Consider the following 16,378-nt stretch of genomic DNA (forward strand, 5'->3'; position numbering starts at 1 on the left):
ATTATTTTAGATTTTCGTTGCGGCGTTTTTTCCGCGTAATGTGGGCCGTGGAGATCAGGTGGCCAAGGGTGGCGCGTGGGTCGCGATTTTGCACCCGCGCGGGCTATTTGCCTGATCGCGGCACGGCCCTGATTGGAGGAATGACTTTGGCCCGTTTCACGTTCAAAACCTGGATTGCTGTACTTGCTTGTGCTGCCGGTGTGACGGTGGCGTCGGTCAGTTGCACGGCATCCGCGGAAACCGTGTTGAACGCGAAAAATTCCTGGATCGGCAACACCTTCGGTTTCGGCGACGGCACGTGGACGCAGATCAACATCACGGCGATTGCGGTCTCGCCCGACGGCAAGGTCTATACAAACGCGCCGTGGGATGAAAGCGGCGCCGAAGCGAGCATCTACCAGAACGGCAAGATGCAGGGCTTCGCGGGCGGCACGCATGGCTGGGGCAACAGCGGCGGCAGCGCGATCGCGGTAAATCGCAAGTATGCCTTCGTGGCGATCGCAGTCGGCAACGAGAAGGGGCGCCTGGTCGAGCAGGGCGTGTGGCCGGAGAAGGGCAAGCAATGGTTCGGCATTTCGCGTCGGCAGATCGCCGATCCGAAGCGCGCCGCGCCGTTCCAGCCGGCCGCGAAAAGCGCCGACCCGCATGCGCAACTGGCAGCCGGTTTTCTGATGATGAACGAAGTGCCGACAGGCACGAGCGCCGAGATCGGCGGGTTGGCAGCGAACGACACGACGCTCTACGCGGCGAACACTGCGCGCGACCGCATCGAAGTCTATGACGCGGAATCGATGCAGCAGAAGACCACGTGGACCGTGCACGAACCGGGTCGCATTGCGCTTGCGCCCGACGGCACGCTCTGGGTGTTGAGCGGCACGCGCAATGACAAGTCACCGCATGTGGAGCACTACACCGCCGCGGGCAAGCGTATCGACGAAACGTTCACGCTGCCGGCCGATACGGTCGCGGTCGATATCGCTATCGATGCACAAGGCCGCATCCTGATCGCCGACAACGGCCCGCGTCAACAGGTGCTGTTTTTCAGCAAGAGCAACGGCCGTTACGCGGAGTCGGGCTCGCTCGGCGAACGCGGCGGCATTTTCAGCGGCACGCCCGGCAAGCCCGGACCGCAGCGCTTCAACGGTTTGACCGGCGTCGGCGTGGATGCGCGCGGCAACGTCTATGTGTCGACCAACGGCATCGGGCCGCGCTACGACCCGATCGGCGCGGGCCTCGGCGCCACGCTCGAAAGCTATGCGCCCGACGGCGAACAGAACTGGCAGGTGCAGGGCCTGTTGTTCGTCGACGGTGCCTGGATCGATCCGTCACGTCCGGATAGCGTCTATACCGGCGACAAACGCTTCGAACTCGATCTCTCGAAGCCCGCAGGTCAGGACTGGAAATACGTGGGCTTTCTGTCGAACCGTTTCAAGTATCCGGACGACCCGGTCTTTCACACCGATCAATATCCTGGTCTGCCGATTGCCCGCAAGCTCAAGGGTCACACGTTCCTGTATCTGACCGACATGTACGCGGACCACCTGAAGATCTATCGCTTCGACCCGCAGCACGACGGAGAAACAGCGATTCCTTCAGGCTTCATCGCCGGGCGTGAGCGTGCGGTCGCCAAGGTGCCGAATGCGCCGCCGGGCGGCGACTGGATCTGGCGCGATACGAACGGCGACGGCAAGTTCAACACCGACGAATTCACGCTCAACACGAGCGGCACGAAGCTCGCGGGCGGCTGGGGCTGGTGGGTCGATGCCGCCGGCGACATCTGGCGCACGCGGGATAACAAAGGCATCTATCGCTTCCGTTTCGGTGGTCTGGATGCGAAGGGTAATCCCATCTACTCGTATTCGAACCTGACGCAGTACCCGGTGCCGCAACCGTTCACCGAACTGCACCGCGCGATCTACGAACCCGACACCGACACGATGTACGTGACCGGCTATACGCCCGACACGCCGGTCGATCGCGGCTTCTGGAAAGAAGTGGGCCGTGTGCTGGTGCGCTACGACAAATGGTCGAGCGGCAATCCGGTGCAGCGCTATTCGATCACCCTGCCGTGGACGACGCAGAGCAAACCCATCGCCACGATCATCGGCCTCACGGTCGAAGGGCAATACATCTTCGGCGTCGAACCGGTCGGCGCGGTGCACGTGTGGGACAAGGACAGTGGCCGCGAAGTGGGTGTTATCCGTCCAGGCCCGGAAGTGGGCAGCGCGTCAGGCTGGGTCGATGTGCCCAACGGCATCAGCGCGGCGAAGCGCAGCAACGGTGAGTACCTCGTGTTCGTCGAAGAAGACGCGCGCGGGAAAGTGATGATGTATCGCTGGAAACCGTAAGGCGCAGCTCCAGGCATGGCGGTTTCTGAATGACTCATCCGGCAACTGATTTAACCCAAGGCATCCGATGGACAAAGGCATTCTCAAGAACGTAGCGATCAACTTCTTCGGGCTGGTGTTGCCGACTTTCGTCTCGCTCGTGACTGTACCGTCGTATATCAAGTTGCTCGGCGTCGAGCGCTACGGCGTGATCAGTCTTGTGTGGACCCTGATCGGCTACTTCGGGATTCTCGATCTCGGCATGAGCATGGCCGCGCAGAATCACATCTCGAAGGCGCGCGCCTCGGGCGACAAGGGCGAGAGCGCACGCGTGTTCTGGAGCGCGACGTGGCTCAATCTCGCGACCGGCATTGTCGGCGGACTGATCATCTATTTCGGCGCGTTTCTGTACACGGCGTACTTCACCAAGGTGTCGCCGGAATTGCAGCATGAGGTCTATATGGCGCTGCCGTGGCTTGCGGTGGCCATTCCGATTGCCAACGTGTCGTGGGTGTTCGCCGGGGCGATCAACGGCGCGGAACGCTTCGGGGTCTACAACACCAATCAGACCATCGGCACCTTCCTGTTTCAGTTGCTGCCGCTTGGCGCTGCGTTCTGGATGGGCGCGACCTTGCAGAACGTGCTCGCGGCAGCGGTATTCGCACGCATTCTGGCCGCCATTCTGCTGGGCCGTTCCGCGTTGAAGGTACTGGAAATCCGCAGCATTCTGCCGCCGCAACTCGGCGTGGCGAAAGGACTCTTCAACTTCGGCGGCTGGATGCTGATTGCGAGCGTGACCAACATGATCGCCGAATCGCTCGACCGCGTGATGCTCGGCACCAGTCTCGGCGCGCGTTTCGTCACGTACTACACGGTCCCGCAGAATCTCGTGACGCGTTTGAACATTGTGCCGACCGCGCTGGTGCGCACGCTGTTTCCGCGCCTGTCTGCCGTGGGTCGTGCCGATGCGGACACCATCACGCAGCAGTCGCTCGAGTTCCTTAACGGTGTGTTCACGCCTGTCGCACTGGTCGCGATGCTGGTGCTCGAACCGTTTCTGCATCTGTGGGTGGGCAATGAGATCGCCACCGTGGCTGCGCCGGTGGGCCGGATCATGATCGTCGCCGTGTGGCTGGTCGGCCAGGCGAACGTCACGCGGATTCTGATCCAGTCACAGGTCAATCCGGCCACCGCCGCGCGGGTCGGTTTGTTCGAATTGCCCTTGTTTGCAGGGGCATTGTGGTTCGGCATCACCCATTTCGGTCTGACCGGCGCGGCGATAGCCGTGGCCGGCCGGGCACTGTTCGACTACGCCGTGCTGCTGCGCCTGTCGGCGATTCGCGCACGCCAGATCGCACTCGACATGCTCGCCCACCTCGCTTTTCTGCTGGCCAGCCTGTGGCTTGCCAGCTTCCTGCCGAGTCTCGCTGTGGCGATCCTCGCCGGCCTGTTGATGGTCGGCGCGAACGTCGCCTGGTCAATCACGATGACCCCCGCTTTGCGCGATCTTGCGCGTTCACTGCTGTTGCGACTGAATCCGAGGAAAAGCGCATGAACCACGAAGTCCTTGAAGAAGCCGTGCTGCAACCCGCGACGCGCAGCGCACTGGCCGAACTCACCACCGTTCCTGGCGTTCAGGCGCCGTCGCGCCGCACGGCGTTACGCAGCGACAAGACAGTGCGTGTCGCGATCGTGCACGACTGGCTCGTCACCTATGCGGGCGCCGAGAAGGTGCTCGAGCAGATCGTCGCGTGCTTTCCGGACGCGGACCTGTTCAGCCTCGTCGATTTTCTCGACGACCGCAGCTTTCTGCGTGGCAAACCGGTCACGACCTCGTTCATCCAGAAACTGCCGCTCGCGCGGACCAAGTACCGCACGTATCTGCCGTTGATGCCGCTCGCGATCGAGCAGCTCGACGTGTCGGCTTACGACGTGGTGATTTCAAGCAGCCACGCGGTGGCGAAAGGCATTCTGACCGGCCCCGATCAGGTGCATATCAGCTACGTGCATTCGCCGATCCGCTATGCGTGGGATCTGCAGCACCAGTACCTGCAGCAGTCGAAGCTGACTGCCGGTCCGAAGTCGGCGATGGCGCGCCTGATTCTTCACTACATCCGCAACTGGGATATCCGCACGTCGAATTCGGTGGACGGTTTTGTCGCGAACTCCGATTTCATCGCGCGGCGGATCAAGAAGGTGTATCAGCGCGAAGCGCAGGTGATCTTCCCACCCGTGGATGTCGAAGCGTTTTCGCTGTGCACCGACAAGGATGATTTCTATCTGACCGCGTCGCGGATGGTGCCGTACAAGAAGATCGATCTGATTGTCGAAGCGTTCACGCGGATGCCCGAACGCAAACTGGTGGTGATCGGCGACGGTCCCGACATGCCGAAGATCCGCGCGAAGGCTGGGCCCAATGTCGAGATCATGGGTTATCAGCCGTTCAAGGTGCTGAAGGAAAAGATGAGCCGCGCGAAAGCTTTCGTGTTCGCGGCAGAAGAAGACTTCGGCATTTCAGTGGTCGAAGCGCAGGCGTGCGGTACGCCGGTAATCGCCTACGGCAAGGGCGGAGCGCTCGAAACCGTGCGCGATCTCTCCGAGTCGCGGCCCACCGGCATGTTCTTCGACGAGCAGGACGCCGAAGCGATCATTGCGGCGGTCGGTCGTTTCGACGAGCACATGAAGCGTTTTTCGCCGGTGGATTGCCGCGCGAACGCCGAACAGTTCTCCGTTGCCAATTTCCGCGAACGCTTTTTTGCCCATGTGCGGGATGCGGTGCCGGCATTGCGCTCGGCGACACTGCCGCCGTACGTCCCGTATAAAGCAGACGCGGCTGCCGGCGCGCCTCGCATTCTCGCGGTCGACCAGAGCGGCGTGCTCGGTGGCGCTGAGTTATCGCTGCTGGAGATCGTTAAAGCTTTGCGCTCGCGTATCGAAGTCGTACTGTTCGACGACGGGCCGTTCCGCACCGCCGTGGCCAGGACCGGTGTGACCGTCAACGTGCTGGATGCCGGCGCACTACGCAATGTCCGCAAGCAGGGTGGGTCGTTGCCGAAGGGCCAGGCGCTCAAGGGCTTGATGTCGCTCGTGCGTGCCACTGCGAAACATGCGCGCAACGCCGAGGTGATCTACGCCAACACGCAGCGCGCGATGGTGATCGGCGCGATTGCCGGCAAGCTCGCGAGGCGGCCGGTGGTCTGGCATCTGCGCGACATCGTGAGCCCGGAGCATTTCGGCGGCAAGCAACTGGCGATCATCAAGTGGTGCGCGCGCCTCGGCCTCACACACGTGATTGCCAATTCGGCGGCTTCTGCTCGTGCCTTCGCGGAACTCACACACTTCGACGAAAAACGCATCGACGTGGTGTTCAACGGCATTTCCGTAGCACCGTTCGACGCGTTGCGCACGATCCCGCAAGCGACGCTGCGCCGGCGCCTGAACCTGCCGCAGGACGCGTATCTGGTCGGCTCGTTCAGCCGCCTCGCGCGCTGGAAGGGGCAACACGTGCTGCTCGAGGCGATGGTCCTCAATCCGCAGATGCATGCGGTGCTGGTGGGTGCGCCGCTGTTCGGCGAAGACGCCTACGAGATCGAACTGCATGCCTTCGTCGCCAAGCACAACCTCGGCGGGCGGGTGCATTTCCTCGGCTTCCAGCACGACATTCCGGCCTGCATGTGCGCGGTCGACGCCGTCGCGCATACGTCGATCACGCCGGAGCCGTTCGGTCGCGTGATTGTCGAGGGGATGTTGGCGCAGCGGCCGGTGGTTGCCGCACGCGCGGGTGGTGTGCTGGAGATCATCGACGACTACGAGAACGGCGTGCTGTGCACGCCTGGCGACGCACATGGTCTCGCCGACACGCTCGCTGAGTTGCGTTCGAACGACGACCTGCGCAATAAGCTGGTCAGGAATGGGTATCAGACGGCGTTGAGCCGGTTTGGGACAGCAACGTATGTGGAAGGTGTCGAGCGGATCCTGAAGCGCGTGGCGGGGCGTTGAAGTGGCTTTGCGCGCGCGGATTGATGCGGATGGTTGGCGTGGATAGTTAAACGCGGGGGTAGGCAGGGACTCGGCCGGTTCCTGTCGTTAGCGCAGCGGAGCGAAAGTCCTGAGGACCTTCGCTCCGTTTTTTTTCGTGCTGTGGCTGGGATATGCGACTGGGCCGCACCACGACGCGCCGGTGGCACGTCGTGTGCCTCTCGCATTGTCAAACGAGGAAACCTGTTGCAGATCTGAACACGGCGTTTCCCCGAGACTTCTACCGCATCGCTACGCTCAGGCCTGCTTCACCGCACCTTTTGGCTTAAAACTCGCCGACCACTTCATCGCCGGCAGTTCAACCAGCCTGTAAAACACGTAAGCCACCGGCACGGCCACCAGCATGTAGCCGAACGACGGCCAGATCGACAGTTGCAGCGACGAGCGGAACAGGATCGACGACAGCAGCACGAAGATCGGCAGATGGATCAGATACAGCGAGAAGCTGAAATCTCCGAAGCGCGACAAAAGCCGCACGCCTGGGGTATCGGCATTGCGGCGCTCGAGCGCCTTATACAGGTAGAACGCGAAACCAACCGCCCACAACTGGAACGCGCCGTACTGGCCGAAATGGAACGCCGCGCAGCCGATCGCGATGAACGCCGCAGCCAGCACGTAGAGCCAGCTCGACGAGCGCTTATCCGGAGCGGTACGGGTCCTCGCATCGGCGATCCACGCACCGAGCGTCCACGAAAACCAGTAAGACGTGAAAAACTGGATATCGTGGCGCTCGAGCACATAGGCGGACACGACATTGATCACCGCGACGATCGCCAGCACGGAAGTCATGCCCAGACGCCGGCGCAGCGCAAATAGCAGCGGGTAGATCGCGTAGAACTGCACTTCGAGCGATAGCGTCCAGAGCGCGCCGTTCGATCCAAACGTCTTGCCGGCCACGCCTTGCAGCGAAAACAGGTTGACGAGGAACGCCTGCAGGCCGATCTCACGGATCTTGTGATTGACCGGCGGCAACTGCAAGCTAACCCAGTCGAGTGCAAAAGTCAGTACGAGCGCCGCAAGCAACACCGGATAAATGCGCGCGAAGCGGCGCACCCAGAAATTGCCGGTATCGAGCCGGTAGTCGGGATTTTTTGCGAGGCGCAGCGCGCCGCCACGATGGATGCAGTAGCCGCTGATCACGAAGAAAATCGGCACACCGGCCGAGCCCCACGCAATCGGGAACGTCAGATAGGCGGCAATCGTGCTCAAGCTGAATGAATGGCCGACGCTTTGGTGAAAGGCCTGCATGCCGACCCATTCGACCTGGCGGCAATGAAAATACGCGACCAGAAGCGCGGCAAAGCCCCGCATTGCGTCGATCACATGTTCCTTGCCCGCGCTGTCGGCGCGCGCTTCGCTCGGCGCGCGCAATGCGGCGGCCGGTCGTGACGGGGAGTGGGGCAGGGATGAGCCGGCGGCATCCAGTGCTGAGTCGCTCATACGCGGTCCTTATTCTAAAGGAGGAAAAAGCTTATTCCCGGGCGCCGTACGCGCCCGCGATGCATGACATGCTAGTGCACCGCGACAGCAAAAAACGAATAAAAAATTGCGTAGAGAATCGGATTAAAAGTCGATTTTGTGACGAATTGTAATTGCGTATAAGCACATGCTACATCGAATTATTTGCCGGTTTTTTTGTGCTAATTTAAGGCACGGATTCTCTTGACCCGAGGTGAAGTCATGAACCTGCATTTACTCGCCGGCGTTGCCGTGCTGCTGATCCTTGTCGCTGCCTCCGCCTATCGGGAGGCGCTGCGCAACGAGCCGATCCGCCGTTTTCGCATCAATCCGGGCAAGCTGCCCCAGCTCGACGAGAACGAATGAGCGGCGTCCGGGCAGCACCTAAGCGCATGCGGACGCGCTTCGGTGCTGCCCGCTATCCACGTCGACGGATACGTAAGATTTTCTGAATTTCCGGAAATAATTCGCTTTAGATACGTAAATGTTTCCTGATGCAGGTCGCGCTCGGGAATATCGAAAGCGAATCGATTTATTTATTCGAATTGCGAAAAATTAACACGTAAAGAGAATTAATTTTTTGTTAGCCTTTTCGGCGACATCGAGTGGCCACCAGGCCCGCGAACACACTAATTTCTAACCGATGTGGGAATGCCTACCATGCTGAAAGTCACCAAAGCCGTGTTTCCCGTAGCGGGCCTCGGGACACGATTCCTGCCGGCTACCAAAGCAAGCCCCAAGGAAATGCTGCCGGTCGTCGACAAGCCGCTGATCCAATACGCGGTTGAAGAAGCGATTGCCGCCGGCATCACCGAGATGATCTTCGTGACGGGCCGCAGCAAGCGCGCCATCGAAGACCATTTCGACAAATCCTATGAGATCGAAGCGGAACTCGAAGCGCGCAACAAGCAGAAGCTGCTTGACCTCGTGCGCAGCATCAAACCGGCCAACGTCGACTGCTTCTACGTGCGGCAGGCCGAAGCGCTCGGTCTGGGCCACGCAGTGCTGTGTGCCGAGAAACTGGTAGGCGAAAGCCCGTTTGCCGTCATTCTGGCTGACGACTTGCTGCACAGCCCGAAGCCAGTGATGAGCCAGCTCGTCGACACCTTCAATCACTATCACAGCTCGGTGATCGGCGTCGAAACCATTGCGCGCGAAGACAGCCGCTCGTACGGCGTCGTGGACGGCCGCGAGTGGGAAGACAATGTGATCAAGATGTCGGGCATCGTCGAAAAGCCGGCACCGGACAAGGCGCCGTCGAACCTCGGCGTGGTGGGCCGCTACGTGCTGATGCCGACCATCTTCAAGCATATCCGCGCGCTCAAGCCAGGCGCGGGCGGTGAACTGCAACTAACCGACGCGGTGCAGTCGCTGCTGACCGAAGAGCAGGTGCTCGCCTATCGCTACTTTGGCACACGCTTCGACTGCGGCAGCAAGCTGGGCTATTTGAAGGCGACAGTGGAATTCGCGCTGCGCCATCCGGAGGTGAAGGCGGACTTCGAAGCGTATCTGCAAACATATATGCAGGCCAACATGCAGGCGAGTGTGCCGGCGCAGTACACGGCTGAAGCGGCTTAAGGGTAAGAGACAGAGGTAAAAGGCAGGGGTAAGAGGCCGTCGCGAACGCATCACGCAGAAGCAACGCGCAGCACTACCGCGCAAATTAAAACGGGCGCCGCATCACGCGGCGCCCGTCTTTCTTTCCGGCCTGGTTCGCGGCTGAAACCCGGACCCGAATAATCGAACCTCAGAGCCGAGCTACGACCGAAAAGCCTTTACTGCCCCTTTTTCACTTCCAGCCGGAACTTATGCAGCAACGGTTCCGTATAGCCGCTCGGCTGCTGGCGTCCTTCGAATACCAACGCCTGCGCGGCCTTGAACGCGAGCGTGTCGAAGCCCGGCGCCATCGGCTTGTAGTGCGGATCGCCCGCATTCTGCTCGTCAACCACCTTCGCCATGCGCTTGAAGGTCTCTTCGACCAACTCACGCGTCACCACGCCGTGATGCAGCCAGTTCGCAATGTGCTGGCTGGAAATACGCAGCGTTGCGCGATCTTCCATCAGGCCGACGTTGTGGATGTCCGGCACCTTCGAACAGCCCACGCCCTGATCGACCCAGCGCACCACGTAGCCGAGAATGCCTTGCACGTTGTTATCGAGTTCGCTGCGGATCTCGTCCGCGCTCCACTTCGCCGATTCGACGACCGGAATCGTCAGCAGGCCGTCGAGCAGTTCGTCGCGCACCTTCGCGTAGTCGGTGCGTTCGAGTTCCTGCTGAACCGCCTGCACGTCGACCTGGTGATAGTGCAGAGCGTGCAGCGTCGCGGCGGTCGGCGAGGGCACCCATGCGGTGTTCGCGCCGGCCTTCGGATGCGCGATCTTCTGTTCGAGCATGGCGTGCATCAGGTCCGGCATGGCCCACATGCCTTTGCCGATCTGCGAGCGGCCACGCAGGCCCGCGCTCAAACCGACCAGCACGTTGCTGCGCTCGTACGCGGTGATCCATGCGCTCGACTTCATGTCGCCCTTGCGCATCATCGGGCCGGCTTCCATCGCCGAGTGCATTTCGTCGCCGGTGCGGTCGAGGAAACCCGTGTTGATGAACGCGACACGCTCGGACGCTTCGCCGATACAGGCGAGCAGGTTGACGCTGGTGCGGCGCTCCTCGTCCATGATGCCCATCTTGATCGTGTTGCGCGGCAGCTTCAGCAGGTCTTCGACGCGCGCGAACAGTTCGCTCGCGAACGCGACCTCGGCCGGGCCGTGCATTTTCGGCTTCACGATATAGATCGAGCCGGTGCGCGAATTCAGCTTGTGCTTGCGGTCGTGCAGCGCGCACAGCGTGGTGATGACGCCATCGAGAATGCCTTCCGGAATCTCCAGGCCGTCTTTTGTCAGCACGGCCGGATTCGTCATCAGGTGACCGACGTTGCGGATGAACAGCAGCGAGCGGCCATGCAGCTTGACTTGCGACTTGCCGTCCGCGCCCGTGTACTCGCGATCGGCATTCAGACGGCGCGTGAAGGTCTTGCCGCCCTTCGTGACTTCTTCCACGAGGTCACCGTTCATCAGGCCGAGCCAATTGCGATAGAGCTGCACCTTATCGTCGGCATCGACGGCGGCAACGGAGTCTTCGCAGTCGATGATCGTGCTCACCGCGGCTTCGACCAACACGTCTTTCACGTGCGCCGAATCGGTCTTGCCGATCGAATCGTTCGCGTCGATCTGGATTTCGAAGTGCAGGCCGTTGTGCTTCAACAGCACGGCGGACGGTGCGCTCGCGTCGCCCTGATAGCCGATGAACTGCGCCGGCGTTTTCAGTTCGGTCTTGCCGCTCTTCAGCGTGACGACGAGCTTGCCGCCTTCGACGCTATACAGCGTGGCGTCGACGTGCGAGCCGTTCGCGAGCGGGGCGGCCTGATCGAGAAACTTGCGGGCGTAGGCGATCACCGCGGCGCCGCGCACCGGGTTGAAGGCCTTCTGTTTTTCGGCGCCGTTGGTCTCGGGGATCGCATCGGTGCCGTACAGCGCGTCGTACAGGCTGCCCCAGCGCGCGTTCGCTGCGTTGAGCGCGTAGCGCTGATTCGACAGCGGCACCACGAGTTGCGGGCCGGCCTGTTCGGCGATTTCGGTGTCCACGTGGTCGGTCGTGGCTTTGACGCTCGCCGGCGACGGCACGATGTAGCCGATGCCTTCGAGGAAGGCACGGTACGCGCGCAAATCGCGCACCGGACCCGGATTGGCGCGATGCCAGGCGTCGAGTTCCGTTTGCAGGCGGTCGCGCTCGGCCAGCAGCGCACGGTTTTTGGGCGCCAGCTCGTGCACGAGGGTGTCGAAACCGGACCAGAATGCGGCGCTGTCGATACCGGTGCCGGGCAGGGCTTCGGTTTCGACGAACTGGTCGAGGTTGGCGGCGACTTGCAGTCCTCCGCGCGTGTTCATCTGAGTCATCGACTGCTCCATCCTTGAATGGGACCGATGTGGGGACACCGGTCCGTGTTGTGCTTCTTTCTTTTATTGATGCCGCTTTGAACGAATCCGAACGGATCTCGAACTTAAGCGCCGATCGCGTGAATACCCGCCTTGGCGATTTGTGCGTCCTGATCCGACTTGACGCCCGATACGCCGACCGCGCCGACCACCTGGCCGTCGACGATCACCGGCACGCCGCCTTCCAGCGTGCCTTGCAACGGCGCGCTGAGGAATGCCGTGCGGCCGTTATTGATCATGTCTTCGTATACCTTGGTTTCACGGCGGCCGATCGCCGAAGTGCGGGCTTTTTCCGTCGCGATGTACGCGCTGGCCGGCGCGCTGCCGTCCAGACGCAGCATGCCGAGTGGGTGGCCGCCGTCGTCGACCACCACGATCGCAACGGCCCACTGGTTCTTCTCAGCTTCCGCGCGGGCGGCTTCGAGGATTCGGGTCGTTTCGGCAACGGTCAACACGGGTTTGCTCAGCATAATGAATTTCCTGTTTCGGTTATGGTAGGGATGCTTCTACAAGTTCTATCCAGTGGCGCACCGGAGTGCGCCCGGCGCCGTCCAGATGCGTCTGGCAACCGATGTTGGCCGTGACGATCATCTCCGGCTTGCCGCTTTCCAGCGCATCGAGCCTGTTGTTCCGTAATCTTTCCGCAAGCTCGGGCTGGGTGATCGAATACGTTCCCGCCGATCCGCAGCACAGATGCGCGTCGGGCACCGCGGTCAGGTCGAAGCCGAGCCGTTGCAGGATCGACTCGACCGCGCCGCCCAGCTTCTGCGCATGCTGTAACGTGCACGGGCAGTGAAACGCGATTTTCTGCGGCGCCTGATCCGGCAACGTCGCCGGCAACGTCGCCGGCAAATTCGCCGGCAATGGATTCGCCTGCAACTGATCGAGCGGCTCGTTAGCCAATACCTCCACGAGGTCTCGCGTCAGCTCGCTCACCCGCTGCGCTTTTGACGCATAGCGAGGGTCGTGGCGCAGCAGATGCCCATACTCCTTGACGAACGCGCCGCAGCCGCTCGCGGTTTGCACGATCGCTTCAGCGCCGGACTCGATGGCGGGCCACCACGCGTCGATATTGCGCCGTGCCCGCGCGAGGCCTGCCTCTTGCGCATTCAGATGATAATCGGTCGCCCCGCAGCAGCCGGCCCGCCGGACATTCACGATACTGATGCCGAGCCGGTCCAGCACACGCGCAGCGGCCGCGTTGGTGTTCGGTGACAGCGCGGGTTGCACGCAGCCTTCCAGCATCAGCATTTTGCGCGGATGCCGCGACGCCGGCCTGGGTTTTATCCCAGCATTTGACCGAGCGCTTCGCTTGGGGATTTTACGTCCAAGCGCGGCCGGAAGAAACGGCCGCATAGCCTGGCCGGTTTCAAGCAGCGCGCGGAATACGGCGGAATTCGGGATCACCCGGCGCAAACCCGCGCGCAGCAGGCGTTCCGAGGCGGGCCGCTCGATGCGCCGCTCCAGTTCCGCGCGGCCGATATCCAGCAGCGCATGGTAGGTGACGCCGGACGGGCAGGTGGTTTCACAGTTGCGGCAGGTCAGACAGCGGTCGAGGTGCAACTGGGTTTTCTGCGTGACCGGCTCGCCTTCCAGCATTTGCTTGATCAGATAAATGCGGCCGCGGGGACCGTCGAGCTCATTGCCGAGCAACTGATAGGTCGGGCAGGTCGCGTTGCAGAAGCCGCAGTGCACGCACGAGCGCAGGATCTGTTCGGCTTCGTCGGCGCGCGACAGGGTTTTGGCGGCGTCGCTGAGATTGGTTTGCATGGTGTCGTTCGCCTTCAGGGCTTCACAGGCCAGTGTTCACAGGCCGCGTTCGGCGGACCGGGCTTCATGGGCGTGGATTCACAGGCCGGCATAAAGGCGGCCGGGGTTGAAGAGGCCGCGCGGGTCGAGTTGCTGCTTCAACTGCTGGTGAAAGCGCAGCAGCGCTTCTGGCAGCGGCGTGAACGGCTCGGCGTCCGCACGCGGCGTGAAGCAGGTCGCATGGCCGCCGGCGGCACGAGCGATCTGGCGGATCGTCGCGGCCGGGGCATCGCTTTTCAGCCAGCGTTGCGCGCCAGCCCAGTCGAGCAGCGTGTCGCCGGGCAAGCTGGTCAGCGGCGAAGCATTCGGCAGCGAGAGGCGCCATAACGGACGCGGGTCGTCGAAAAACGCCAGCCGGTGCTCACGCAAGGCGTCCCAGAACTGCAGATCGAGTTGCTTGCCGCCGATGCGATCCACGGCCGAGGCCACCGACCCCATGCCGCCTTCGAGCCGCACATGGAGGTGCCCGTCGACGTAAGCCGCGCCGCTGATCGGCAACGCGGCACGGCGCCACGCCGACAGTTCACGCAGCGCTTCCCCCGCATCGAGTTCGAGCATGAGGCTGCCCACCGCGCGCGGCTTCGGCAACACCTTGAGCGACACTTCAGTGATCAGGCCGAGACAGCCGAAACTGCCGGCAAGCAGACGCGAGACGTCGTAGCCCGCGACGTTCTTCATCACTTCACCGCCGAAGCGCAGATGCTTCGCCTGACCCGTGATCACACGGCAGCCGAGCACGAAATCGCGCACTGAACCGGACCACGGCCGGCGCGGACCGGCGAGGCCGGCAGCGACCATTCCGCCGACGGTGGCGGTGCCGTCGAAGGTCGGCGGTTCACAGGGCAGCATCTGACCGGCCGCGTCGAGCGCGGCGTTCAGTTCGGCGACCGGCGTGCCCGCGCGCGCGGTGATCACGAGTTCAGTCGGGTCATAGCTGACCACGCCGCGATGCGAGCGTGTGTCGATCGGCGTGCCTTGCACCGGGCGGCCGAGAACAGCCTTGCTGTTGCCGCCGCGGATCTTCAAGGGGGTACCACTTGCCCACGCTTGCGAGACTTCGGTGACGAGCCGTTCGCTATCGTCCATCGATACTGCTTCGATCAACATCAGAAACGCTCCAGTTCAGGAAAGGGCAGTGCGCCATGGTGGACATGCATCGAGCCGAATTCGGCGCAACGGTGCAGGGTCGGCACGTTCTTGCCGGGGTTCAGGAGGCCGCCCGGGTCGAAAGCCGCTTTCAGCGCGTGGAAGAAGCTCAGTTCGTCGCTATTGAACTGCGCGCACATCTGGTTGATCTTTTCGCGGCCCACGCCGTGTTCGCCGGTGATGCTGCCGCCCACGGCCACGCACAGCTCAAGGATCTTCGCGCCGAGGGCTTCGGCGCGTTCGGTTTCGCCTGGCGCGTTCGCATCGAACAGGATCAGCGGATGCATGTTGCCGTCGCCTGCATGGAAGACGTTGGCCACGCGCAGACCATATTCGTTCGAGAGGTCCTCGATGCCTTTGAGCACGCGCGGCAATTCGCGGCGCGGGATCGTGCCGTCCATGCAGTAGTAATCCGGCGAGATGCGGCCCACGGCCGGGAACGCGTTCTTGCGGCCGGCCCAGAAGCGCTGGCGTTCGGCTTCGTCTTTCGCGAGCCGGATATCGGTGGCGCCTGCCGCGCGCAGCAGCGCTTCGACGCATTCCACGTCTTCCTGCACGTCGCTTTCGACACCGTCGACTTCGCATAGCAGGATCGCTTCGGCATCGACCGGATAGCCTGCGTGGATGAAGTCTTCCGCGGCGCGAATCGCGAGGTTATCCATCATTTCGAGGCCGCCGGGGATCACGCCCGCGCCGATGATCTGTGCGACCGCCGCGCCCGCTTTCTCGACATTGTCGAAACTGGCGAGCAGCACCTTCGCGCTTTGTGGCTTGGTGAGCAGCTTCACGGTGACTTCGGTGACGATGCCGAGCATGCCTTCTGAGCCGGTGAAGAGCGCGAGAAAATCAAATCCGGATGCGTCCAGCGCATCTGAGCCGAGCGTGATGCGCTCGCCGTCGATGGTGAGAATTTCGAGCTTCAGGATGTTGTTGACGGTCAGTCCGTACTTCAGGCAGTGCACGCCGCCCGCGTTCTCGGCGACGTTGCCGCCGATCGAGCAGGCAATCTGCGACGATGGGTCCGGCGCGTAATACATGCCATGGGGTGCCGCGGCCTGCGAGATCGCCAGGTTGCGCACGCCGGGTTGCACACGGGCAATGCCGGCCTCGGGATCGACTTCGAGAATCCGGTTAAAGCGCGCCATCACCAGCAGAATGCCTTTGTCCAGTGGCAGCGCGCCACCCGACAAACCGGTGCCGGCGCCGCGCGCGACCACTGGAATCTTCTGTGTGTTGGCGAATTTCAGCAGCGCTTCGACCTGCTCGACCTTGTCGGGCAGCGCGACCAGCATCGGCGTCGCGCGATAGGCGGCCAGGCCGTCGCATTCGAACGGCCTCAGATCTTCCTGTTCGTAGAGGAGTTGCAGACCGGGGATCAGCGCTTGCAGCTGCGCGACGACTGCGGACTTGTCGTGCGTCGCGAGCGCGCCGTCGATGCGCTCGTCATAGTGATAGCTCATGTGAGGGTCTCCTGATGCTGCGCTAACCTGGCGGTCATACCCGTGGGGACGGGCGCGCAAGCGTGTCTCAGGCGGGATTGTTACGGCTATGGGAGTCGCTGTCGACCGGTTCGGCAAGTGGTCGTACCAGTTTTTAATGACGTGTTCTTCA

Annotated in this window: 11 protein-coding genes; 5 read left to right on the plus strand and 6 right to left on the minus strand. The window is 62.3% G+C overall.

Translation table 11 applies throughout. The features are described from left to right. Positions 1–146 precede the first annotated feature (146 nt). The 3 genes from KHO31_RS06740 to KHO31_RS06750 all read left to right on the plus strand — a co-directional run bounded on the left by KHO31_RS06740 (position 147) and on the right by KHO31_RS06750 (position 6,326). Positions 147–2,348, plus strand: coding sequence for an NHL repeat-containing protein (locus tag KHO31_RS06740; protein WP_211623002.1), 2,202 nt, complete (start codon positions 147–149; stop codon positions 2,346–2,348). Positions 2,349–2,415: 67 nt separating this feature from the next. Then, positions 2,416–3,882 (plus strand): flippase, encoded by a 1,467-nt coding sequence (locus KHO31_RS06745; protein WP_201079341.1) that lies wholly within the window; start codon positions 2,416–2,418, stop codon positions 3,880–3,882. Continuing rightward, positions 3,879–6,326: a glycosyltransferase family 4 protein gene (locus KHO31_RS06750; RefSeq protein WP_211622927.1), complete on the plus strand. Its 2,448-nt coding sequence runs from the start codon at positions 3,879–3,881 to the stop codon at positions 6,324–6,326. The genes KHO31_RS06745 and KHO31_RS06750 overlap by 4 nt, the downstream gene beginning before the upstream one ends. A gap of 276 nt (positions 6,327–6,602) precedes the next feature. Here the strand turns inward: KHO31_RS06750 and KHO31_RS06755 are convergent, their stop codons facing one another. After that, a complete protein-coding gene (locus tag KHO31_RS06755) occupies positions 6,603–7,805 on the minus strand; it encodes an acyltransferase family protein (RefSeq protein ID WP_201086058.1) in 1,203 nt (400 codons plus the stop codon). 240 nt (positions 7,806–8,045) lie between these two features. Here KHO31_RS06755 and KHO31_RS06760 point away from each other — a divergent pair, with 240 nt between their 5' ends. Next, positions 8,046–8,189 carry a hypothetical protein gene (locus KHO31_RS06760; RefSeq protein ID WP_201079336.1) on the plus strand — a complete coding sequence of 48 codons (144 nt, stop codon included), beginning with the start codon at positions 8,046–8,048 and terminating at the stop codon, positions 8,187–8,189. 294 nt (positions 8,190–8,483) lie between these two features. Beyond that, positions 8,484–9,401, plus strand: coding sequence for a UTP--glucose-1-phosphate uridylyltransferase GalU (gene galU / locus KHO31_RS06765; RefSeq protein ID WP_211622929.1), 918 nt, complete (start codon positions 8,484–8,486; stop codon positions 9,399–9,401). Positions 9,402–9,598: 197 nt separating this feature from the next. On the opposite strand, the gene KHO31_RS06770 is transcribed toward galU, so the two are convergent. From KHO31_RS06770 to glcD, 5 genes are all read right to left on the minus strand, one after another. Then, a complete protein-coding gene (locus tag KHO31_RS06770) occupies positions 9,599–11,773 on the minus strand; it encodes a malate synthase G (protein WP_201086057.1) in 2,175 nt (724 codons plus the stop codon). Positions 11,774–11,877: 104 nt separating this feature from the next. Then, positions 11,878–12,282, minus strand: a complete 405-nt coding sequence (locus tag KHO31_RS06775; protein ID WP_201079331.1) for a heme-binding protein — start codon at positions 12,280–12,282, stop codon at positions 11,878–11,880. Between the two features lie 19 nt (positions 12,283–12,301). Further along, positions 12,302–13,582 (minus strand): glycolate oxidase subunit GlcF, encoded by a 1,281-nt coding sequence (glcF, locus tag KHO31_RS06780; RefSeq protein ID WP_201079329.1) that lies wholly within the window; start codon positions 13,580–13,582, stop codon positions 12,302–12,304. 78 nt (positions 13,583–13,660) lie between these two features. After that, positions 13,661–14,728: a glycolate oxidase subunit GlcE gene (gene glcE / locus KHO31_RS06785; protein ID WP_201079327.1), complete on the minus strand. Its 1,068-nt coding sequence runs from the start codon at positions 14,726–14,728 to the stop codon at positions 13,661–13,663. Further along, positions 14,728–16,227 carry a glycolate oxidase subunit GlcD gene (gene glcD / locus KHO31_RS06790; RefSeq protein ID WP_201079325.1) on the minus strand — a complete coding sequence of 500 codons (1,500 nt, stop codon included), beginning with the start codon at positions 16,225–16,227 and terminating at the stop codon, positions 14,728–14,730. Before glcD ends, glcE begins: the two co-directional genes overlap by 1 nt. Between the last annotated feature and the right edge of the window lie 151 nt (positions 16,228–16,378).

This window comes from Paraburkholderia domus (assembly GCF_905220705.1).
GTDB classification, from domain to species: Bacteria; Pseudomonadota; Gammaproteobacteria; order Burkholderiales; family Burkholderiaceae; genus Paraburkholderia; species Paraburkholderia domus.

What these genes read in the sequence shown, in the direction of transcription:
- KHO31_RS06770 (WP_201086057.1), bottom strand. Translation starts at nt 11,773, where the DNA reads ATGACTCAGATGAACACGCGCGGAGGACTGCAAGTCGCCGCCAACCTC.
- KHO31_RS06775 (WP_201079331.1), bottom strand. Translation starts at nt 12,282, where the DNA reads ATGCTGAGCAAACCCGTGTTGACCGTTGCCGAAACGACCCGAATCCTC.
- KHO31_RS06745 (WP_201079341.1), top strand. Translation starts at nt 2,416, where the DNA reads ATGGACAAAGGCATTCTCAAGAACGTAGCGATCAACTTCTTCGGGCTG.
- galU (WP_211622929.1), top strand. Translation starts at nt 8,484, where the DNA reads ATGCTGAAAGTCACCAAAGCCGTGTTTCCCGTAGCGGGCCTCGGGACA.
- glcF (WP_201079329.1), bottom strand. Translation starts at nt 13,582, where the DNA reads ATGCAAACCAATCTCAGCGACGCCGCCAAAACCCTGTCGCGCGCCGAC.
- glcE (WP_201079327.1), bottom strand. Translation starts at nt 14,728, where the DNA reads ATGTTGATCGAAGCAGTATCGATGGACGATAGCGAACGGCTCGTCACC.
- KHO31_RS06750 (WP_211622927.1), top strand. Translation starts at nt 3,879, where the DNA reads ATGAACCACGAAGTCCTTGAAGAAGCCGTGCTGCAACCCGCGACGCGC.
- KHO31_RS06755 (WP_201086058.1), bottom strand. Translation starts at nt 7,805, where the DNA reads ATGAGCGACTCAGCACTGGATGCCGCCGGCTCATCCCTGCCCCACTCC.
- glcD (WP_201079325.1), bottom strand. Translation starts at nt 16,227, where the DNA reads ATGAGCTATCACTATGACGAGCGCATCGACGGCGCGCTCGCGACGCAC.
- KHO31_RS06760 (WP_201079336.1), top strand. Translation starts at nt 8,046, where the DNA reads ATGAACCTGCATTTACTCGCCGGCGTTGCCGTGCTGCTGATCCTTGTC.